This window comes from Brevibacterium sp. SMBL_HHYL_HB1 (assembly GCF_018208375.1).
Classification (GTDB): domain Bacteria; phylum Actinomycetota; class Actinomycetes; order Actinomycetales; family Brevibacteriaceae; genus Brevibacterium; species Brevibacterium intestinavium.
In genome coordinates this window covers 332,336-354,085 of the sequence record NZ_CP062936.1, presented here as the reverse complement: position 1 = coordinate 354,085, position 21,750 = coordinate 332,336, and the positions used below count along the sequence as shown (strand labels likewise).

General features: G+C 58.6%; 16 protein-coding genes. 3 read left to right on the top strand and 13 right to left on the bottom strand.

All coding sequences use genetic code 11. The features are described 5' to 3' along the window. The first annotated feature begins 534 nt into the window (after positions 1 to 534). Positions 535 to 1,845 carry an ISL3 family transposase gene (locus IG171_RS01705; RefSeq protein WP_212129141.1) on the top strand — a complete coding sequence of 437 codons (1,311 nt, stop codon included), beginning with the start codon at positions 535 to 537 and terminating at the stop codon, positions 1,843 to 1,845. On the opposite strand, the gene IG171_RS01700 is transcribed toward IG171_RS01705, so the two are convergent. The 6 genes from IG171_RS01700 to IG171_RS01675 all read right to left on the bottom strand — a co-directional run bounded on the left by IG171_RS01700 (position 1,814) and on the right by IG171_RS01675 (position 8,897). Next, positions 1,814 to 2,026 (bottom strand): hypothetical protein, encoded by a 213-nt coding sequence (locus tag IG171_RS01700; protein ID WP_212129398.1) that lies wholly within the window; start codon positions 2,024 to 2,026, stop codon positions 1,814 to 1,816. The genes IG171_RS01705 and IG171_RS01700 overlap by 32 nt on opposite strands. Before the next feature lie 386 nt (positions 2,027 to 2,412). After that, positions 2,413 to 3,774: a polysaccharide pyruvyl transferase family protein gene (locus IG171_RS01695; protein ID WP_212129396.1), complete on the bottom strand. Its 1,362-nt coding sequence runs from the start codon at positions 3,772 to 3,774 to the stop codon at positions 2,413 to 2,415. 27 nt (positions 3,775 to 3,801) lie between these two features. Then, a complete protein-coding gene (locus tag IG171_RS01690; protein WP_212129391.1) occupies positions 3,802 to 5,220 on the bottom strand; it encodes a polysaccharide pyruvyl transferase family protein in 1,419 nt (472 codons plus the stop codon). A 92-nt stretch (positions 5,221 to 5,312) separates the two neighbouring features. After that, positions 5,313 to 6,389, bottom strand: a complete 1,077-nt coding sequence (locus tag IG171_RS01685; protein ID WP_212129384.1) for an NAD-dependent epimerase/dehydratase family protein — start codon at positions 6,387 to 6,389, stop codon at positions 5,313 to 5,315. Between the two features lie 25 nt (positions 6,390 to 6,414). Further along, positions 6,415 to 7,137 carry an IspD/TarI family cytidylyltransferase gene (locus IG171_RS01680; RefSeq protein ID WP_212129382.1) on the bottom strand — a complete coding sequence of 241 codons (723 nt, stop codon included), beginning with the start codon at positions 7,135 to 7,137 and terminating at the stop codon, positions 6,415 to 6,417. After that, positions 7,119 to 8,897, bottom strand: a complete 1,779-nt coding sequence (locus tag IG171_RS01675) for a CDP-glycerol glycerophosphotransferase family protein (RefSeq protein ID WP_212129380.1) — start codon at positions 8,895 to 8,897, stop codon at positions 7,119 to 7,121. Before IG171_RS01675 ends, IG171_RS01680 begins: the two co-directional genes overlap by 19 nt. Positions 8,898 to 9,144: 247 nt before the next feature. Between IG171_RS01675 and IG171_RS01670 the strand changes: the two genes are divergently transcribed. Further along, complete coding sequence (locus IG171_RS01670; RefSeq protein WP_249203946.1) at positions 9,145 to 10,425, top strand: CDP-glycerol glycerophosphotransferase family protein; 1,281 nt, start codon at positions 9,145 to 9,147, stop codon at positions 10,423 to 10,425. Positions 10,426 to 10,478: 53 nt separating this feature from the next. Here IG171_RS01670 and IG171_RS01665 read toward each other — a convergent pair whose 3' ends face one another. From IG171_RS01665 to IG171_RS01635, 7 genes are all read right to left on the bottom strand, one after another. Continuing rightward, complete coding sequence (locus IG171_RS01665; protein ID WP_212129378.1) at positions 10,479 to 12,275, bottom strand: glycosyltransferase; 1,797 nt, start codon at positions 12,273 to 12,275, stop codon at positions 10,479 to 10,481. 145 nt (positions 12,276 to 12,420) lie between these two features. After that, a complete protein-coding gene (locus IG171_RS01660; protein ID WP_212129376.1) occupies positions 12,421 to 15,078 on the bottom strand; it encodes a hypothetical protein in 2,658 nt (885 codons plus the stop codon). Between the two features lie 99 nt (positions 15,079 to 15,177). Further along, positions 15,178 to 17,298, bottom strand: a complete 2,121-nt coding sequence (locus IG171_RS01655) for an acyltransferase family protein (RefSeq protein ID WP_212129374.1) — start codon at positions 17,296 to 17,298, stop codon at positions 15,178 to 15,180. Between the two features lie 92 nt (positions 17,299 to 17,390). Continuing rightward, positions 17,391 to 18,278: a glycosyltransferase gene (locus tag IG171_RS01650; protein ID WP_212129372.1), complete on the bottom strand. Its 888-nt coding sequence runs from the start codon at positions 18,276 to 18,278 to the stop codon at positions 17,391 to 17,393. Next, positions 18,275 to 19,105: a CDP-alcohol phosphatidyltransferase family protein gene (locus IG171_RS01645; RefSeq protein WP_212129370.1), complete on the bottom strand. Its 831-nt coding sequence runs from the start codon at positions 19,103 to 19,105 to the stop codon at positions 18,275 to 18,277. Before IG171_RS01645 ends, IG171_RS01650 begins: the two co-directional genes overlap by 4 nt. 65 nt (positions 19,106 to 19,170) lie before the next feature. After that, positions 19,171 to 19,560, bottom strand: coding sequence for a glycerol-3-phosphate cytidylyltransferase (gene tagD / locus IG171_RS01640; protein ID WP_212129368.1), 390 nt, complete (start codon positions 19,558 to 19,560; stop codon positions 19,171 to 19,173). A gap of 103 nt (positions 19,561 to 19,663) precedes the next feature. Further along, entirely contained in the window at positions 19,664 to 21,049 is a 1,386-nt protein-coding gene (locus IG171_RS01635) for a CDP-glycerol glycerophosphotransferase family protein (protein ID WP_249203944.1), read from the bottom strand. Positions 21,050 to 21,202: 153 nt separating this feature from the next. On the opposite strand from IG171_RS01635, the gene IG171_RS01630 reads away from it, so the two are divergent. Beyond that, on the top strand, positions 21,203 to 21,697 hold the full coding sequence (locus IG171_RS01630; protein WP_249203943.1) for a DUF3995 domain-containing protein: 495 nt from the start codon (positions 21,203 to 21,205) through the stop codon (positions 21,695 to 21,697). Positions 21,698 to 21,750: the final 53 nt, after the last annotated feature.

Genomic DNA, 21,750 nt, shown 5'->3' with positions numbered 1-21,750 from the left:
TATCGACTGCTCCTCTTCTCTTACCTAAGTTCCACGACTTTAGATCCCCGGAAACTGGCCCGGGAGTATCCCCGCCGTGAAGTTGTAGCCAAGGAAACCATGGAACCTCTGCCGGGCGTTTTGTTCATCAGATGAACGAGATGGGAGTGCCGTCAATGAAGATGCCGAAGGCAAGGACCTTGGTAGAAGCTTCCGGTGTAGTACAGACTTCCACGGAGGATGTCCCTCCTCGATGGATGGGGAAGAAATCGTCCGGAAACTTGTCGTTCAAATCGTCGCCGGTTCGAAGGTCTCGCAGCGAGACGACCGAGCCTCCAGCGGTGAGTGTGAGCTCAGCCTGCCTTCCAAGAATGGACCTTACTGTCCCGGTGTTCTTGACTTTGACTTCCCAGCACTGCGAGTCGGTTGAAACCGGCTCTTCGTAAAAGAGAGTGTAGATCGGTGATTCCAGGACACGGCGCGTCGCTGCGCGGATAGACGTCGAGGTCTTCCGATGATGGAAGTTCTCACACAGTCCATCCGAAAGACCTCGACGTGGCCAAGCCTACTTTCTCGACCCCTGACCTTACGACATTCTGCCGACTCGACACCCTCGATCTGACCTGCACCGGCCAAAACATCACCGGGCAAAAGGCCATCCTGGAATGCCAGCCAAACACTGCTGATGACTGGTGCCGACGGTGCGGCGGCCACGGGATCATTCGCGACACCGTCGTCCGCCAGCTGGCCCACGAACCTTTCGGCCACCGACCAACCACGCTTCACATTCGCCTCCGCCGTTACAAATGCGTCGAGTGTGGCCGCGTCTGGCGTCAAGACACCACAGCTGCGGCGCCACCACGAGCGAAGATCTCGCGAACCGGCCTCGACTGGGCGTTGCGTGCCCTCGTGATCGATCACGACACCGTGTCCGTCATCGCTGCGAAACTCGCCGTGTCCTGGCACACCGCGAACTCCGCCGTCCTCGCTGAAGGTAAGCGGTTGTTGATCAACGACCCGACCCGTTTCGACGGGGTCAGCGTCATTGGTGTCGACGAGCATGTATGGCGGCACACCCGGCGTGGTGACAAGTACGTCACCGTCATCATCGACCTCACCCCGATCAGCGAGGGAACAGGCTCGGCACGTCTGCTCGACATGGTGGCTGGCCGTTCGAAGCAGGTGTTCAAACAATGGTTGAAAGACCGACCGAAAGAATGGCGTGAGGGCATCGACGTCGTCGCGATGGACGGATTCTCCGGCTTCAAAACAGCCTCAGCTGAGGAGCTGCCCGACGCTGTGGAAGTCATGGACCCCTTCCACGTCGTCAAACTCGCCGGTGATGCCCTCGACGAGGTACGTCGCCGAGTTCAGCAGGAGACAACCGGCCATCGCGGACGAGCAAAGGACCCGTTGTACCGGGCAAGAAGAACTCTTCACACGGGCAGCAGCTTACTCACGACCAAGCAGCAGGAAAGAATCGCGAACCTCTTCGCTGACCCGAACTTCACCGAAGTCGAAGTCACCTGGGCTGTCTACCAAGACATTGTCAGCGCCTACCGAACCGCGGACTGCAAAGAGGGCAAGAGACTCTTGCAAACGGTCATCGACGCCCTGACAACGAATCTGCCACCCGAACTTGTCGAGCTCAAACGGTTAGGACGAACGTTGAAGCGTCGAGCTGCTGATGTGCTCGCATTCTTCACCCGACCGGGAACGTCGAACGGTCCCACTGAAGCGATCAACGGCAGACTCGAGCATCTACGCGGGTCCGCGCTGGGATTCCGCAACCTCACGCATTACATCGCGAGGTGTCTGCTCGAGTCCGGTGGCTTCAGACCGGTTCTACACTCTCAATTACGATGAGCCTTGAAACCACCGAGACATCCATGTTCTCAGCGTGCACTGTCTCACCAAAGTCTCCCATGATGAGGTTCTCGTCGATCCATGCCTTCTTCTCGTCGACACTCATGTCGTCGAAACTAGCGGAGCAACCGGCAAGACAAATAAGGGCGGACCCAAGTGCCGCCGCGATAACGATTTTCATGGTTCGAGTCTATTTGTAGTGAAAGCGGCAGATATCCGCTTGAAGTTTCATGCCCATAAAGTTTGATCCAACGGAGGATACACGGCGCCACTGAGAGTCTGCTTTGCCTGTTGTGGACGTGGGCTCACACGTCACAAGGTCGCCGAACAAGAATACCTGGCGCACTTCTGAGTGTTTATTCTCACCTGTCTTCTGAGTTCCACAACCTCGGTGTCCCGGAACCAGGCCCGGCATTAGTCCCGCCGCGATTTCTCTCGCTGTGCCAGTCACTTCTGTGGCGGAGCTGATGTCCTGCCCACCCACGCGACCGGTGAACTCCCGGCGGAGCGCGCCTGTATGTTGCCGTTTATTCCAGCTCTCTGCGAATCAGCCGCGACAGCATGAACCTACGAACGAGTCAGGCGCTTGCGAAGTCTCTGCAATCCACGCACAGCCCTCTCACTGACCGTTGACTGCTTTGGCTCTGGTGATGGTGCCTTCGCTACATCCATACTGATTCGCTGCTGGTAATACTCATATGAGCGCCGCAATTTCCTGCGCATCTTCTCTTGGTACTGCTTCCGGTTGGTTCCCGAATAGCGTGGCAATCGCTCCCGCAGTTCCGACAACGAATACGCCTCGGCGGTGGAGCCCTGAGCGACTGTCCCCCGCAAACCTTCGACCAACGTTTGATACACGGACATCAGGAATTCATCGTCTTTGGACACGCCCTCGCTCATTGCGCGGTCCAATGCGGAAATCGCTGTCGTCGCGTCCCAGTCCGGTGATGACAGTGCTCTTTCCGGATACCCTATTGAACGGTAGAAATCGGGGACTTTGAAGTTCCAGGTAAGGCCGATCGACGGTATCCCGAGTGCAAAGGACGTAATGCTGGCATGCAAGCGGTAGGCGATCACGCCGTCGCACCGGCTCAGTTCGTCAATCAGCTCTTCCGGACAGTTCAACGTGACGGCGGCTTTCTTGTTCGAAACGCCATGATGCCGAACTAGCGAGTCGAGGAACATCTCGTCGGAGAAGTGTCCTGTGGTGAAGATTCGGTAGTCATCACCTCGAGCCTCCAATTGAGAGATGATGTCGAGCCAGAAGTTGCGCTGATCGGCTTCGCTGAAGGCAATTCCGTTGTCTTTGAAAATCCCCGCCCTGGTGACGACAAGCCCGATGCAACGCGAAGGGGATTTGGTATTCGCAGACTCTGACCGTGACTCGATGCCAAAGACAGAATCGGCGAACACTGCGGGATCTGCAACCAGAGCCGTAGGTATGTCTGTGCCCTCAACATACTTTCGCGTCGAGTCGATGTCATCACGGGTTGTGATCTGACGAACCACGGGCAGAGCGAGAGCTTCCTTCAGTTTCTGGGACCGATCGTCTGTTTTCGAGTATGGCTCCACCCCGATGCTCGAGAAGAGCACGGGAACACCGTATTCATGAGCAAGCTCAATAGTTCTGATTGTGCGCAGATAGAAGCTTTGGTATCGATAATTGAAGAGCGGAGCGCCACCGAAGATGACGACGTCGGCTCGAGATATTGCGCGTCTAGCAGGTTCAAGCAACGACTCGTCACGAGTACTCATGTATTTCCTGCTGATCAGGCTTGCCGCCCGACTCCTGATCTTCAGATCGCCGGGCCCCAACCCCAGATTGCCAGCTGCGGCCTTGATGAGGCTGATGACCGAGGCTTCGATGATCTGATCTCCGATGTTGTCGGAGTCTCGATTTGTCAGCAGAAGTACTTCAGTCGGTGCCATGTCAAGATCTTTCTTCGGTCTGCGGGGTCAGTTCTGCGCCTGTGCTTTGTCGGACAGCTTCTGGTAGTTCTCGTAGGTGCGACGCAGTTTTCGGTTCACCTTTTCTCGGTAGCCTTTGGGACCGGTCGCCAATTGCCGCGGCATCCCATCCCACAGCTGGTCCAGTGTGTACGGGGTTGCGGTGCTGTCCGGAGCCAGAACCCCACGAATACCCGTGAACAGCGTGTCGTAGACGGACTTGAGGAATTCGCGGTCCTTCTCGACGCCGTCGTGCATCGCTTGTTCGATGGCGGGAACGACCTCTTCAGCTCTCCACTTATCGGGACTGAGTGCACGATGGCCGTACCCTATAGATTCGTAGAAATACGGCACCTTGAAGTTCCACGACAGCCCGATTGAGGGGATGCCTAGTGCGAACGAGGTGATGCTGGCGTGAAGTCGATAGGCGATGACCCCTGTGCAGCCTCTGAGCTCTCTGATCAGCTCATCCGGCGAATTCACGGTCACTGCGGCCTTCTTAGCCGGAACGCCTGAGTCCTTGACGAGACTGTCCAGGAATACTTCGTCGGAGAAGTGCCCGGTCGTGAAGAGTCGGTAGTCGTACCCCTTCTCTTCCAAAGCCGCGATCGTCTCGAGCCAGAACTTCCGCTGGTCATCTTCGGTGAAATCTATACCGTTATCGGCGAAGATTCCCGCTCGAGTAACGACCAGACCGACCCGCGGTGCCTTCGCCTCCGCAGGAGTCGTCTTCGCCGGGGCAGGTTTATTGGCCGCGGTTGCCTGGCTCGTTACAGTCGACGAGTTCGACTTCGCGATGACACGTTTGACTATGCGTTTGAGCTTCCGCTTCGCACGGACTGGAATCGATGGCACAGGCTTCGGCGCTGCCGGAGGTTCCGGCTTCTTCCGGTAGACGATGTCGGCCAACACTGCCGGGTCCGCGACGTGGGATACTGGAACGTCTGTGCCCTCTGCGTATTTGCGCAGTGACTCGATGTCATCACGAGTCGTGATCTGTTTGACCACCGGCAGTTCGAGTGCCTTTTTGAGGGCCTGACTCTTCTTGTTCGTGGCATCGAATTTCTCTACACCGATGCTTGAGAAGATCACTGGCACGTCATATTCCTGCGCCAGTTCGAGAGTGACGATCGTCCGGCGGTAGAAGTTCTGATAGGCATAGTTGAAGAGCGGAGCCCCACCGAAAATGATGAGGTCTGACTTGGCAATCGCCTCACGAGCTCCGGTCAGCAGCTCTGGGTCCTGCGTCGCCATGTACTTCCTTGAGATGATCCCCGCCGCTCGACTGGAGATGACGAAGTCGTCTGGACCGAAATCAAGATTCTTCATCACACCTTTGATGATTGAGATGACGGTCGCTTCAATGATCTGATCGCCGACATTGTCCGAGTCTCTGTTCGTCAGAAGAAGGATTCGCAGGGGGCTCATAGGGTTTCAAGTCTCCTCATCAGTTCGGCGAACATCGCCAATTTCGATTGTGGCATGAATGCCGAGTAGATGCTGGCGTGGCGCCGACCCTCTTAGGAAGCGATGAGGGGGCCCTCTTCGAATGTCCGAACGGTTCTCGACACACCGTCCGCAAGATTCGTTCCTGCAGTCCAACCGAGTTCGGTGAGACGGCTGGAATCCAACCCCAGTGAGGCGACAGGCGAATAGGAACGGTCGTCCTCGGGGTTGGCGAAGTCCAAGGACAGGTTTTTCGCCGGGCGGGCTGCCACAAACGTCTCAGCGAGTTCACGAATGCTGACGTTGCCAGCGTTGTCAGCCACGTTATACACCTGTTCGGTTCCTCGCAGATGCGCGAAGAAGAGCCCGAGCACAGCATCAGCGACATAGGTGTAGGTCCGACTGGCGGCACCAGCGCTCATCATGTGGATATTCCGGCCACGAACGACATCTGCCAGGAAGTCCGCCTGTACTCGACCGTCGTCCAGGGCCATTCCCGGGCCATAGATGTGCCCAAAGCGAAGGGTGAGTGCATTGATACCGTACTCGGCGGCATAGGCCGCCAGCGCGGTTTCAGCGATCCGTTTGCCCTCGGAGTAGCTGGCCCTCGGCGCGAAATGCTGCAATGTGCCCTCAGCGTCTTCTCCGATGAGATCTGTGCCTTCGACAGATCCGTAGACCTCAGAGGACGAGAGCAGAACGAAGGAACTGCCGCCCGCGTCGACGAGTGCGTCGAGCAGGTTGATCGTGCCAAGAGTGTTGGCCTTCAGAGTCGTCGTCGGCGAGCTCTTATGCAGGGACGGCCGTGCAGGCGACGCACCATGGAAAACGGTCGAGAAGCCCCGTTCGAAGGTGTGACGCTCGATCACGTCGCCTTCCATGAGCGTGAAGTCAGACCGCTGAAGTGCAGTCCCCAAACGCTTCTCAGCCTTCTTCACATTCCGAACCATACCGGTTACATGCAGACCGAGGTCGTATCTGTCGTTGGCAGCGAGAAGCGTCCCAAGGATATACATCGGAATCATGCCCGATGCGCCGGTGACCAGGATCTGCGAATCGCGATACCGGTCCCAGCTCAGATCAGCGTCGGCGATCGCTGCGACGTCTTCCTTGAATACAGGGGAATCGAACAACACGATGTCCGTTGCCACTGACTCCGTTGGTGTCACCTGCGTATCACTCACTTCCGAAGGCCTCTCGATCCTCGATGAGGGTCAGGAAAGTCCGACAGACATAGTAGTCCGAAGCTGTGGTGATCTTGATGTTCGTTCGCGGACCCTCGACTCGGTGCACAGGATACCCGAACCCATTCATCAGTGTGCAAGTGTCGATCGAATCATGCTCACCCTCTGCGACTGCGCGATCGTAGCCAGCGAGGACATCCTTGAGTGGGAACGTTTGGGGAGCTTGAGCCGTCCACAACGGGTCACGCGGAATGACCTCTTTGATGCCTTCGCCCTCTTCGACGACCACGGTTTCGGTCATCTTGGTGCAGGTGATTGCGGATCCGTATTCACGGGCGCTGTCGATATTGCGCGAGATGAGGTCGGCGTCGATGAGTGGGCGCACACCATCGTGGATGAGCACGATACTGTCCGGGTCGTTGTGTTCGGCCACGACCTTGAGAGCATTGTGCCGTGATTCCTGACCGGTGGAGCCGCCATCGACGATCCACTTCACTTTATCGAGCTCATAACGCTTGATCAGGCGTTCCAGGTGCTCTCGGAACTCGGGGAGAATAGCCACCGCGATCCCATCGATGTCCGGATGCTGCTGGAAGATATCGAGAGTATGAACAATGACCGGTCGGCCGTGGATCTCCAAAAACTGCTTAGGACGAGAACTGTGCGCCATTCGCGCCCCCACGCCGCCAGCGAAGACTACTGCGATGTTTGCCATTGGTTCTCCTCGTCTTCTTCCTCAGCCTTATAGCTGCCGAAGGTGTCGTTCTCTGTCGGTTCGTTCAGTTGTTCTTCCGGCCCGGGCGCCCCAGGGTCCTCTTCACCGACACGGTCTGAGATCTCGTCCTCACCATCGCCGGCAGCCGGGTCCGGGTCATCGGCTGGTTCACTGAGGATCAGCGAATCAATCACCCGATCGGAATTGTGCGTGTCGACGTAGTCGAAGTTCTCCTTGACGAATTCCTTCGTCATCTCATTGCTCAGTTCGGGCATGCGAATGAGCTCTACGAGTTCGTCAAAGGTGGTTGCAATGTTGCCAGGCGCAGCCTCGCGATAGTCTTTGTGCATTCCGCGGGTCGCAGAGTACGTATCGAGATCGTAAGCGAAGAAGATCATCGGCCGCTCTAGCAATGAGTACTCATAGATCACTGAAGAGTAGTCAGTGATGAGCACATCGGAGATCAGCATCAGATCATTGGTATCCGGGTAGGAGGCCACGTCGATCAGACGGTCGTTGAACTCCTCAGGGATGGGCGCGGGTTCCGGAACGAAGTGGTGCTGGCGGAAGAGCACGACCGAGTCTTCGCCACACGCCTCGTAGAGTTCACGGAAATCGATCTGGTCGTAGTCGTAGTGGGCGTCCCCCGAGCCACGGCCACGGAACGTCGGAGCAAAGAGGATCTTTCGCTTGCCTTCGGCGGCGGGGAATTCCTTCTCGAAATCAACGAGAACTTCCTCGGCTCGTCCTTCGCGAAGGAACCCGTCGATCCGGGGAAGGCCGGTCGCGATCACAGACTCTCGTTCGATCCCGAAGGCTTCGCTGTAGACATCACGCAGATGTTGAGAGCCGCAGATCGCATATGAGTACAGACGATGGGCATTCCGCAGGTTGGGTGATCCGTACTGTCCGAAGCGACTGTAACCGACGGATTTGAACCCGCTGCCGGCGTGCCAGAGCTGAATGATCTTCTGCTCGTCTCGGTTGCCCAGGTCTCTGAGGATGGCGAAGTAGTCGTCGATGAGGATGGTATTCGCTTTGCCCATCTCCCATGCGAGAGCGAAGGCACTCTGCCGGCTGCTGGTGCGCCCGGTTCGGAACGAATAGCCGAAGTTGAACTGGGAGTCGAGTCCGCGCTCGAGCATACGGTCGTGAACGGCTTTGAGGTTGCCCTGCATGTTCGGCCGAGCTTCAGACGCGAACAGAATGTTGCTTCCGTCCGCGGGCCGCCTGAAAGCTGAAACGGCGAATACGCTTCGCAGCGCTTTCCGTTTCGTGTTCTTCCACTTCTTGCGAGCTTTGGACTTCAAGCGCGCAATCGTGGACGAAGGCTTTTTCCCGGAGCGGCCGAAGGAGTAGGTGCGCATCAGGAAGTACGGTGCCGCTTCGTCGTCGGAAACACCGAATGTCACTGTGTAGGCAGAGAAGTTCTTGTTGTAGACAAATGCTCTCGACGCCTCACCGAGCTCTTCTGCTCGCCTCAACGGATAGGAGGCCGGATAGACTTCTTCGTCCCGCCGCGCAATGAGGAAATAGGTTCCGTTGGGCACTTGAGCGCGACGGTTGAACTGAGTGACGTTGATCGTCAATCGGTAACGTCCCTCGCCCAGCGGCTCCGATCGAACCGGAAGCTCGACTTCGTACGGCCGCGAGTTGGGTGTCAGGAAGAACGACTCAGGGGCATCGCCGGGAAAACTGACGACAAAAGTCAGAATCACACGTTCCCACGAGATTCTTTCAATTGTCAGCTCATCTATCACAGAGTCCCCTTACCAGTCGGTAGACAGTCGACATGGTTTCATTCACGTACGGTTAACGTTGGTAGCCTAGCAGTTGGTTCACGTGCCCCGTAAACTTCGCGACACAGTGCACCGTCAACAGAGAGTGACTGTCGTCATGCTCTCGCCACCGACCGTGAGGAGATATTCTGCCTCGGTCTTTGGCAGAGCCAGCAACGCTCCCTTGTTGCTCCCCACACCCCAGACCAGACTACGAGGAGTTCGAACTGTGAAGAACCCCGTCCGATCAGTCGCTCGAAACGCAGTTCAGTCACGAGCTTGGAAACGCACAAGCGAGTGGATCCGCGGCACTGAGCGATGGAATCAACTGGAAGATGAGTTCGATGGCAGGTACGTCAAAGCTGAAGTCGTGGTCTACTTCGGCGACCGCGGCCCGAAGTTCTACCAACTCGCCCAGTGGATTCCAGTCCTCGAAGACCTTCACCGCAAGCACCGAGTGGTTGTGGTTCTGCGGAAGGTCTCGGCTTTGAATCTGGCCAGGGAGATGACGAGTCTGCCTCTCGTCCTCAAACGGAAGTTCGATGCGCTCCAGACTTTCTACCACGCGAACGATTTCAAGGTAGCGTTGTATGTGAATAACGGGATGACCAATTTCCAATCGCTCAGCTTTGCTCCGATGGTTCATGTTCATGTCAATCATGGTGAGTCTGACAAGCTGAGTATGGTCTCGAACCAGGCCAAATCCTACGACAAGGTATTCGTTGCCGGCGACGCTGCCGTCGAACGGCATCGCAGAGCAATAATCGATTTCAATGAGGACGCGCTGGTCAAGATCGGACGGCCGCAATTGGACGTTGATACGCCGTTGGAACTCGAACCTTCGGCGGCACACACGATCATGTACGCGCCTACGTGGGAAGGCGAGAACGAGTCGAACAACTACACGTCAGTAGACCTCTTCGGACCACAGATCGTCGAAGCTGCCCTCCGGGTCCCGGGGGCTAGGCTGATCTACAAACCTCACCCCCGTGTCGAGTCCTCCAAAGATCCTGCGATGTCAGAAGCGAATACGAGAATCCTCGGACTCATCGCGGAGGCCAACGAGTCCATCGGTGACGAATCTCTGCAGCATCAAGTGCTCATGCAGGGGAACATCCTCGCCATGTTCGACACCGTCGATGTTCTCATCACTGACATCTCCAGTGTCGGGCTCGACTTCCTCTATCTCCAGCCGAACAAGCCGCTGGCGCTGACGGACCGCCGAAACGACACGCCACGGCTGAATGCCGAAGCACCGATCAGTCGCGCGACTCCCATCATCGACGAAACAACGATCGGCGATGTGGAGCCGATGCTCAAAGAGATGCTCCTCACCGATCCCGCAGCCGAAGCCAGACACGAACTCCGACGGCACTACTTCGGTGAGGGCGAAAAGGGCACCTCGAGTGAACTATTCAAAGACGCGATCTCCAGACTGATCTCCGATCGCACTGTCGCGTTGGAGAGTTTTCATTCCGAGAGCACCAACGCTGAATCCAGCGAGGAATAGCCTCAGCCCTTCGCGTTTTATACCCCGTGCTGGAATGTCGTCGAAACTCCCGTTCACAACCGGGGTCGTACGGAGAGATTTCCGTGCTTCGTGGAATACCACTGCCATTCCCCCACCTCTTCAGGCCGATACCTGTTCGGCGCGCGGAGTCTCCGTTTCGACGTCCACAGATCGTGTGGCCTCCGCAAGTAGACGTCGAAAGTCTCTTTGCTCGACTCAGAGAACTTCTCATCGTCCACGTTGAAAGACAGGGCGATCCTGCGGCCCAGTCTGCGGCTCACCATCCGATGGTTTCGACAGATGAAGAAGGTGTTGAGACTGCGTGCCGCTACGACCAATTCCAGGGTCTCGGCGATCGACGGATCAACCTGATCAAGCTCAACCTCGATTCGGGTTCCGCACGATATCGCTTCACACTTGATCTTCCTCGCCTCAACCGGTTGAACCGGCTCTCCGTTTCGATCATCGTGCTCCTTCGAGGGACGCAATTCCTCGAGGACAGTCTTCCACCGTTCGTAGCCGGCTTCGGGAAGGTAGCGTTCGACTGTCTTCATCGCGGACCTGCGCATCGCGTCGACGGTCTCCTGATTCCGGCAGAGAAAGGCCTCGATCTGGTCCGCCAACGCGTCGATGTCACCCCATGGCGTGATGAAACCGTTCACTCCCTGCTCGATCAGATCCCTGGGGCCATAGGTGATGTCGTACACGATGGGGACGCAACCAGCTCCCATGGACTCCATCAACGACAAAGGAAGGCCCTCGCTCGTGCTCGTCAGCATGCAGAATGAGGCGGACTTCAACCTTTCCTGCACATCAGTGACATAACCAGGCAGCTCAACCCGGTCCCCGACATCAAGCACGTCGATGAGCTTCTCCAGCTTCCTTCTCTCCGGGCCTTCCCCGAGGACGGTCAGCGAAACATCGATTCCACGGTCCCGCAGTTTCGCCACTGCACGGATCGGATGGTCGACACGTTTGAGTTCGATGAGGTTGGCAATTATTACAGCCCTGTGCACCGGCCGCTGGATCGGTGACTCCGACAGGATCGACCCCGCGGGCAGCTCTCCCGTCAGCAGCCTGATGTTGTCTCCTGACCGACCCATGGCTCTGATGGCGTCGGCTTGCTGTTCGGTCTGGACTCCGACGATGTCGAAGCGGTCGAAATTCCGCATCGTCTCCACTCTGCGCGGCAGGACCTGCCCATGATTCCCGTTCCACGGATGACGAAGGTGAGTCCCGTGGAGAAACAGGATGAGTCCGAAATGGCGATCCGAGATTTCATGGATGAACTCGCTGACTTTCTTGTCATCGACGATGACCACAGCGGGTTCCTTCGTCACGAAGGCCGAGATCCAGGCATTATAGAAATCTCGTGGACGTCTCCACTCCGTCATAGGTGTTCCTGAAGGAGAATGGAGGACGAAGCGGGTTCCCAATTTCGGGTCTCGTATGTCCGTGAGCAGCAAGCTCCCATCGGCTCGCCTGTAGTTGCGGCGAATGACCGTGCCGGTGCGCGAGCTGCGGAACACGTCATAGAACGCGGTGATGTTCTCGACTTCGCCGTCTTCTTCAGGCACCGGGGCACACAGCGGTTCCCCCGCCAACGCCTCCAGCTCTGAGTCGGTTCGACTTCGCAGATCCTGCCAGATGTTGACCAGCTCGACGTCATCTCGCATCTTTCCCTGAGCGACCAGTCGAGTCCGAATCTCGTCTGGGTCCATCCGGGGGCTGAACGTCAGCACGGTCTGAGACAGTGGTCGACCGTACGTCTGAAAGCTGCGTATCCGCCTCAGGGCAGCCGTCGTCATCCCTCCCATGGACTCGGGAATGCCCCATAGGACGTTGTACACATGCACTTCGTCGGTACCCAGCGGAGACTCGGATTCGTCTGAAGAGCGATGGGTATCGGTGACGACATGGGAACGTCGACCAAGCAGACTCACAGTTGTTGCCCTTCCTCAGCTGCGGTGTGCGGTGATAGCGCTGGAAACGGGTTCACCGGTTCAACGCCATCTGACCGTAATGACGAGTCTGGCGACTCCAGTTGACGATCTTGGGGTTGTCGGAGGTCTCCCAGTTTGCGCGAACGTTCCATTCGCTGTCGAGGTCACGGTACCGTCCGCCGACTGCGATCTGGAGTGCATCAACGTAGCTGATATCGGTGTCTGCCAGCAGACCGACGACGCGCTCTGCTGTGCCATCGTGGCGAAGTTCGTTCGGGTTGAGCACCATGATCTGCGGATCGAATGGGGTGAAGTCTTCGCTCATGCCGGAGTGGCTGGCGAAGACGAATTTGAGAGCGCCGACGTGGTCATCTCCGAATGAGCTGGCTATCCGTCTCATCAGGGTGAGTCCACTCGAACGGTTCTTCCTGACATCGTGCTTGGCAGCGACAAGAGCATCGCCGAGGCCGATGGCCGAGAGTTCGGTGACATCGGCCGACACCTCTGCGCTGGCCGGGACGACGACCAGTCGCTCGTGGTCGGGGAACAGCTCCGGCAGCAGAGCCTGTACCAGGTCGTTCGTGTTTGCGATGCCGTCAAAGGACACAGGTGCGAGAATGTGCATCGAACCGTTGGACAGGAGTGACTGGAGTTCGTCGACTTGCCCGAGGTCCAAGACACCGGACGGCAGCCACACTCGATACGGCTGTGAGGTGTGAGCGTCGATGCTCTTCAGCGTGGTCGAGACCAGAAGCTGCTCGCCGGTGTCGACCGTCATGAAGATGTCGGTGAGGTCCTGCTCGGGAACCGGGCGTTCGACGTCGCTGACTGCTGCAGCAATGGCTGTGCTGTCGGCAACAGGCAAGTGTGCAGAAGCAAGATACTCATCAGCAACAGCCATGTCATCCGCAGTGATCTCCGCCCACTTCGCGTAGATCTCGTCTTCGGGCGCTCCTGTCGCGATGAGCGGGATCAGCACGGACAGCTTGTCGAGGATGCCCTCGCGGATGTCGTCGAATTCGTGTTCGTTGATTCCGATCAGTCCGCCGAAGCGGGAATCTGACTTATTCTTCGGCTCGAAATCGACCTCGGCTCCCACCGAGCGTGCAGGCAGGTTGGCATGCAGGCGAGAGGTGAGGACCTGTTTGTACTTGTAGGCATAGTCCGCGACCCAATTGCGGGCCAGTTCGAGGTTTTCCGGGAACGACTTGTCCCGGATCGCCGTGACGGTCTGTTTCTTCTTCGGGCCCTTGCCGCCCTTCAGCCAATCGACTCTCAGAGTGCCGCTGCGATGATCGGTCGCAGGCGCGGGGAAGAGCGTATCGACCGTTGTCGTCAGGCACCCGGAGAAGAACGCCGGAACTCCCACAGCGCGCAGGACGGCGACTGACTGCCAGTCACGGCAGCCGACCGGACCGTATTTCTTCAGATACGAGATGGCGTCGGGTGTCAGCATCTCCGGGTAGCGGACGAAGACCGACAGCAGAATCGGGCGAAGGTTCGGGTGGAAGGGAATATTGAACGACTTCCCGAAGATGTCGTGCATGTACCAGCCGAAAGCGATATACCACGTGTCTTCGGGGATATCCTGATAGACATTGCCGTCGCGGTACACCTCGACCAGGTTGAGTTCGGCTTCCGGTCCCGCGTACTTCCTTTCCTCTTTGACCGACTGGCGAAGTTTCGCGAAGAGTCCGGTCAGCCCTTGGTCGCCGGAGAAGCTGAGGTTCTCGTAGCGGAGCAGGTGCCCGATCGAGGCGATCGTCTGAATGTAGTCGCCGATATTGCGGGAACGAATGCCCGGCTGATCGTAGCTGAGCACGCCGAAGTTGCGCTTGCCTGCTGTCGTCGGAAGAGGTTCCAAGTGCTTTCCGCCAGGGAGCCAGTCGACCATGCGCGTGAGTTCATAGCGAACTGCAGGATCCAGCGATTCCGAATCCTGTTCGAGTCGAGACTCGACAAGCGTGCGAACATGGTCGAACGCACCGATGCAGAAGGCCGACTCAGCGGTGCGCAGCACAGCCTTGGAGCTCCACCGTTTCGTCTCTCCCCTCTCGTTCGAGCTCTCTACGAGCGGCAGAGCCTCGCGGCCGAGAAAGTCGATAGCCGTCGGATAGTACTCTGCAGCCGCCGAGACGATGAGTTCCCTATCGTTGATCCGTTCGAATTCCGCCCATGCCACTTCCGGATCCGATGAGCGCTGATAGGCCATTCCCAGCAGCACTCTGCCGACCTCTTCGTGGGCCGGCTCGCTGCGGAGGTTCAGTCCGATGGACACTGCCTCCGCGTGGAGACCCTCAGCGAGGAGAACTCTGCCCGACTCGATGATTGCTGTGCCGAACGACGCACCCTGGGCCAGGGACTCAGACAGGACCGCGTGCGCTTTGAGCCGCGTCAGCTGTCGTGTCTTCGCGTCGACCTCTCTCACAGACGGTGCCACGGTCCAACCGTCGATGTCCTCGGCAGTCCTGCCTTTGAGACCGCTGGCGAGTTTGCGATACGAGCGAGCGGTGGTTGCCGCGATCTTCTTCGAAGCTCCGGTCGCCTTCCCTGCTCCCTTGCCGCCGGCAGCACGCTCACGCACGTATTTTGTCCCGGATGCGCGTTCGACCACTGGGAGCGCACGGCGAGCGACTCCGTGGACAACGGGCTTGATCAGCTCTCTTCCCTTGCTGATGTACCGGTCGGCGGTGTTTCGGCTATCGGTCACTCGTCTCGTCCTTTGCAGAAGTTTCGGTGAGCTTTCGGTCTCGGGCTCGGTCACGGGTCACAGTATCCGACTTGACTGTCAGTTCGATGAACTGCCGGCTCAGTCGAAGGTCGACAATCCAGTGCGGTTCAGACTGGCATCGAACTGCGGCGCAAGAGTCTTGGCATAGGTAGCTGTGATGTGAGCTGTGTCGAAGTACGTGACGACTCCGCCGATGACTGGTTCACAGCGGCCTTCCGGGCAGAACCAGTCCTGTGGATACACGACGGACAGTCGCTTCGAGTCGAACGTTCGTGCCGATGCCGCGAGAGGATCCATCCAATGCCATGATTCCGGAGTCCCGGAGCACTCTTCGACATCATCTTCATGTTTGGCCACACAGTCCGGAACGTTGATGTCCTCCTCGCCCGGATACGGAGTGTCCCTGACGACCACGACATCCAACTTCGCGTCGATCCAGCTCTGCAGAATGTCGCGGTGCCCTTCGGGCGCTTTCTCCTCCGTCTCGTCCCAGCCCATGCCTTGCAGCGGTGTGGACTGGCGCTCGGAGGTGATCACTGCATCGAAGCCGCCCTGAGTCGTCCGCTCGACGACCCAGTCCGCGTAGTCCTGGCATCCTTTGATCTCGCCCGGAGTCGACAGCTCCTGCGGCAATGTCGAAATGCTGCAGTTCGATGCCAAGAACGTCGTGATGGTCCAATCGTTCTTCTCGGCCAATCGTTCCAGAGTCGGCAGCCAATGACCTGCGTGCGAATTGCCGACGAGAGCCACATGCTTCGAACCGTCGCCGTAGGTGCATTCGGGCCTGTCACGATACGGTGCGCTTGCCCAGCAGCCATCGGCATACGCTTCTGATTTGTCGTTCTTGGCAGCGGCCGGCTCCATCTGCAATGAGTCCATGTCTTCGCAGTTCGGATTGTCCTTCGCACTGGGAAGCAGTGACGCGGCACCGAGGCACGAGTCCGGGTCCTCCAGCGCCGATTGGAGCTTGTCCTCATTGTGTTCGACGATCCTGTTGGCAACGACCATCTGGCTCAGTCCGAGAGCGGCAACGAGGGCCATGGCGAGTGCAGCGAAGCCGAACGTTCTCTTCAGCCCGCCCAGGAGCGAGGCTTTGCGGAACCGATTCTCGACCCAGGTCGTCGAGGCCCACGCAGCCAGGATCGAGAGGATGACAATCGCTGTCTTAGCAACGAAACCGAGGGTCTCCGACGCCCCCATCTTCGCTGACAGATAGGGCACGAGAACGATGAGCGGCCAGTGCCAGAGATAGACGGAGTAGGAGATATCACCCAGGAAGCGCACTGGCTTCAGCGACAGCAGAGGCAGTACGGACGCGCGTCCACGGGAGTCGGCAAGGATGACGAGAGCCGTCGAGGCGACTGGGACGGCCGCGATGTACCCGGGGAAGGGCATGTCTGCGCGGATGAGGAATGTTCCCGCGACGATCCCTGCCAGCCCGATCCATCCGAGCAGCGAACTGAACGGCACGCGATCGGGACGGATATAGATGACGAAGACTGCAACGAGTCCGCCGGCTGCCAGCTCCCACATCCGAGTCGGGGTGACGAAATAGGCCATCGCGGGCTCGACGGTCGTGTACCACACGGAGAAGACGAAGGACGCGAGGAAGACACCGAGGATGGTGAAACCGACGATCCGTTTGGATCGACCGAATTTCATACCGAGGAGGAACGCCAGGCCGATGATCATCGGCCAGACGAAGTAGAACTGCTCTTCGACCGACAGCGACCAGAAGTGCTGCACCGGAGAAGGCGCGTTGTCTGCCGCCAGATAGTCGACGCTGGAGATCGCGAAGTCCCAGTTGACCACATAGAGTCCGGCGGTCAGGATCTGTCGCCCGGTATCGGCCCATATCGACTGAGGCGCTGTGAGGTAGGTGGCTACGCCGACGACGAAGAGCACGAGCAGGGACGCCGGGAGCAGTCGGCGTATCCTTCGCGCCCAGAACTTCGCCACGTCTGTCCAGCTCCGTGGCGGGGTGTTGATGAGGTGGCTGGTGATGAGGAAGCCCGAGATGACGAAGAAGACGTCGACGCCGGTGAATCCACCGTGGAATCGGTCCGGCCACAGGTGGTAGAGGAGGACGATTCCCACCGCCAGGGCTCGCAGACCCTGAATATCCGCACGGAAAGCGGAAGGCTTGGGTGCGGCGTTCCTGTGGGGAGAGTTCGAAGCGACGGGGGCTGAAGACTGCATGAATCGGCTCCACTCGATTTCTCAGTCGGTTGGCTCGGACCCGACTGTGGTCCCTGTCACTGCTCACCGCAGGAGTTCGGTGCTGCTCGTGCTCATACGATCGGAGGGCGGCCATGTCGTGACATCCGCAGGACCCCTCGTCCGGACAGTTTCCGACGGTCCTCGTTCTGGCCCCATGGGTCAAGTCGCCAACCGGCACGCCACCCTTCCATCCAGGCTTTGAACTGATGCGGCCTATTGGCCCATCTGAGGCACTGGACCAGTGTCCACGAACCGACATACGCCCAGCTGAATGGCCAGGGCAGATTCCGCCTGGCCAACCAGACGCGGTTCCTGGCGTTCATGTAGAAGTATTCGTCGTGTCTTCTGGGGTCGATCACGGGATGAGCGACTGCGAGGTCGCCCATGTACCAGACGATGTAGCCCGCGTCCCAGACCCGCCAGGCGAGCTCGATTCCCTCGTGGGCGTACCAGAAGGGAGCCGGCCAGCCGCCGCACTCGTCGAAGGCCCGTCGCTGCAGGCAAACAGCGCCCTCCCACACGGAGAACACGTTCGACGAATGATCGGCCGTACCCTTCTTCAGCCGTGGGATCCACCGTTTGGGCGCGTCCGGTCCACCGGGTTCTTCAACTCGTGGTTGGACCAGACCGATCTTGGGTTTGGTTCGCATCAGCTGCGCCATGCGCATAAGCGTCGTGTCGTCGGGCAGCCATGCATCATCATCGAGGAAGAACAAAAACTCACCGGTGACATGAGGGACCCCAGCGTTGCGCCCAGCGGGAATTCCAAGGTTCTCTGGAAGCCCCAGCTTCTTGACCTGCTCGGGGATGCCTTCCGGCTCCCAGCCGTTGCCGACACAGACGATGTCGAGCTCGACACCCTTCTGTACCAGAAGAGATTCGAATCCGCGGTTGAGCTCCTCCAGCCGCTTTCCTTGGCTGAGGACGACGACTCCGAAAGTGTATCTGCGGTCGTTCATGACAACCTCCTTGAGGCCATGATCGACATGAAATGTCCGATCACGGACAGCAAGCAGAGGGGCGCCATCACGAGGACGAGCCAGCGCTCTCCGACCAGTGGCTCAGCCCCCGCTGGGACCGCAATTGCGGTGACGATGCTCGACAGCAGCGCCATCAGCGACATCTCGACGGAGTGGAAGATTCGCTGGAAGGGAACGAATCGTGCGATCCGTTTGAGTGTGGCGATCGCTCCTGGGTTGAGCTCGGTGGCTTCCTTGGAATCCGCGAGCTTGTCGAGTCCATTGAACGCTCGTGACACATGGACCATGTCGTTGAGTGCCTTATTGAGAAGAACCAAGGCGGCCAAGGCCGTTCCGGCCAGCAGAAGCGGATAGGACCCGGCCGGATCATCGATCAGGTTGCTCCACTCCCCCACAGCCCTCACTCCCAGCGCTGCTGCAACCAGGCCTTCGGTGGTGTAATGACCGACCTTGTCGAGGAAGACCCCCTTCGCCCCGCTGGTTCCTCTCCACCGCGCAACCTCACCATCGCAGCAGTCGATGTACATCTGCACCTGAGAGAAGAACACTGCGAGAATCGCACCCCAGATCCCGGGAATCAGAAGGCTGCCGGCGATGCACCAGCCCGCCAGGATCATCAGACCGGTGACTCCATTGGCACTGATCTTCGTGCGGACGAGCAGCATCGTGAAATAGATCGAGATATGACGCAGATAGAGCTGAGCCGACCAGTGCTCGGCGTTCTTTCGACTGCGGACCTCGATCGGCTGTGCCTTGGCCCGAAGCTCCGACAATGTCGGGTGTTTCGCCGAAGACTTTTCGGGCACGTCCGTTCCTCTCTGATCTATGGGTGGTATTCAGCCACGATAGCGCGAAGCTCACGCCGGTACAGTCAGGACTTACCCAGCTCTGTCTTGATGCGAGTGGTCGAGATCTCGGGAGTGCGAGGCAGGTAGACGACTTGGCACTTGTCCTTGAGGAAGTCGAATTCCCCTTCCCAATCATCGCCCATGACGAATGTGTCGATGTGGTATTTATCGACGTCGGTCGCCTTCTGCTCCCAGTTGTCTTCGGGGATGACGAGATCGACGTAGCGGATCGCCTCGAGCATGTGCTTGCGTTCTTCGTAGGAGAAGTAAGACTTCTTGCCTTTGCCCGCATTGAATTCGTCGCTCGAGAGGGCGACCACCAAGTAGTCGCCCTGTTCTTTGCATCGCTGGAGCAGTCGAATATGCCCGTAATGGAGCAGATCGAAAGTCCCGTATGTGATGACTCGTCGCATTGCAGAATCCGTCCAGTGATCAGTGCCCACCGGGTGGGCCGCAGAAATTGTCCTGCGATACTTTACCATTCTGTAATTTCAGGTTAAGAAAATGTAACCCGCTTCACCCGCCGCATTTCAGGCGGTGCTCCTCGGTCCGCCGCTCGATCACATGTTCGCTCGAGCGAATGAAGCGTGCGGTCTGCGCGCCCATTGAGGTGTCGCCCAGATAGAAGTCCGCCAGGGACTCGACCGGATTCCGTCGGGAGAGCGCCTCGTCGATGAGATTCACTATGTCGACGCGCCCATACGGCTCCAAGGTGGGGCACCGATCGAGGAGGCCACCTTCGAGCACTTCTGCGTCCGGGTCATGTGGCCGAACCATGACCAGCGGCTTTCCCGATGCGAGCCAGTCGAAGGCCACTGCCGTCATCTCGACAACAGCGATATCAGCCTCGTCGAACTGCCAGGAGACATCAGGACTCTCGTCCAGGAACCCCCGCGGATCAGACTCGATGATCTCCGTCACCGCTTCCAAAGCCTTCTCAAAATCCTGCCTCATGACCCCAGTTCGTGGATGGGGGCGGAAGATTACTCGATACCCGGCCCCGAGCAGCGCGGTGACAATGGCTTCCCCGTTGAAGGCGATGGTTCCGTACGACATTGCAGGGGAATCGCCCTCCCATGTCGGGGCGTAGAACGCGACCTTCCCGTCAGGGTGAGCACGCTTGAACTGCTCCCAGGCCGGAGGAACGGTGCGCGGTTGGTCGAGCTGCGGCCGTCCCACGTCAAGCATGCGGTCGTCGCTCATTCCATAGAGGGTCTGCTCGATCCGCTCTCTGGCGGCTTGGCCTGCAGTGAAGACGAAGTCATAGGCCTTGAGCTGGTTCGAGATCATCGAGATCTTCTCGCTCTCACCGTGGCTGAGATGCACATGAGCCGGCTCAGGGTATCGGAGCGCGTGAAAGTTGCTCGTCGCTTGGTTGACGTAGAAGACGACCCGAAGGCTCGGAGAGTTCATGAACTTGTCCAGCCCATTGGTCAATCGTGAGAAGCGAACCGGGAAGGCAGCGACATCCTTCAGATACTCTGCGACCGTCGCACTCCGGACGATGATTCCGAATGGTCGGGTGTTGTGTCCGATGTCCTTGAGGTGGGCTTCCAGCTGCTCGAATGGCCACAGCCACTGCTCCAGCTGATACACGGAGCTGAGATCTCCCGCGAAATGGACGGCGGCTACGAACTCGTCATCGTCCTGAGGACGGAAATCGTCCGAGAGCCGTGATTCGCGCATCCGCTCACGCAGTCTCTGCGCTGCCAGCTTGGCCGCTGCCTGCGCGAAATTGGCACCCCGGGCTGCGGTATGCGGCAGTTCCGCCGGAAGAAAGCTCATGGATCCTATTGTGCATGCCCGTCTGTGCTCAGACTGAATTGCACCTCCGGTTCGGCTTGAGGCCACCCCGCTATCGCAGAGGGGCCCTTCGGTGGGCGCTGGCCGTGTTGCGTTCATTCCGCCAGTGCTTGTCCGCGCGGATTCACCGTGGTTTCAGGAGGGCAATTCGGTGGTTTCAGGGAAGACACCGCTGGTTTCAGCCAGGCATACTGGTCCGTGAACCGAACTCGACGGTAGGGAGCCAGCCGATGCGATCATGCTCCGAACGCCATGTCTGACCAGGAACACCACCCACGATCCTCGTGGGATCGCGGCGCCATCGGACGGATGGCGCTGTGGACGGCTGCAGCGGCAGGGACAGTGCACGGACTCTTCAGTCTCTACTGGGCGATGGGAGGAGGCTGGTTGCTGGAGTCCTTGGGAGCCGACCTGATCGAGACTTTCGCCGATTCGCGTTGGCTGTTGTTGCCTGTGGGACTCGCCAAGATCTTCGCCGGGTTGTTTCCGCTGCTGCTGGCGCGATGGGCATGGCCGGCCCCACGTCTCTCACGATCTGCCTGTTGGATCGGCGCCATCGTGCTCTTGCTCTGGGGCGGTGCGAACACCATCGTCGGCAACCTCGTCCTCATGGGAGTCATCACTCCGGAGGGAGGATACGACGGTCCCGGAATGGTCGGCCATGCCTGGCTGTGGGACCCTCTCTTCCTCCTCTGGGGAGCCTCACTCATGCTGGCTCTTGCGCTCTCGCGTCAACGCCGGGCGTGATCATCCGAGATCCCAGCCAGCGGAGAGTCGGACTGCCCGCTGGCTTGAGCATG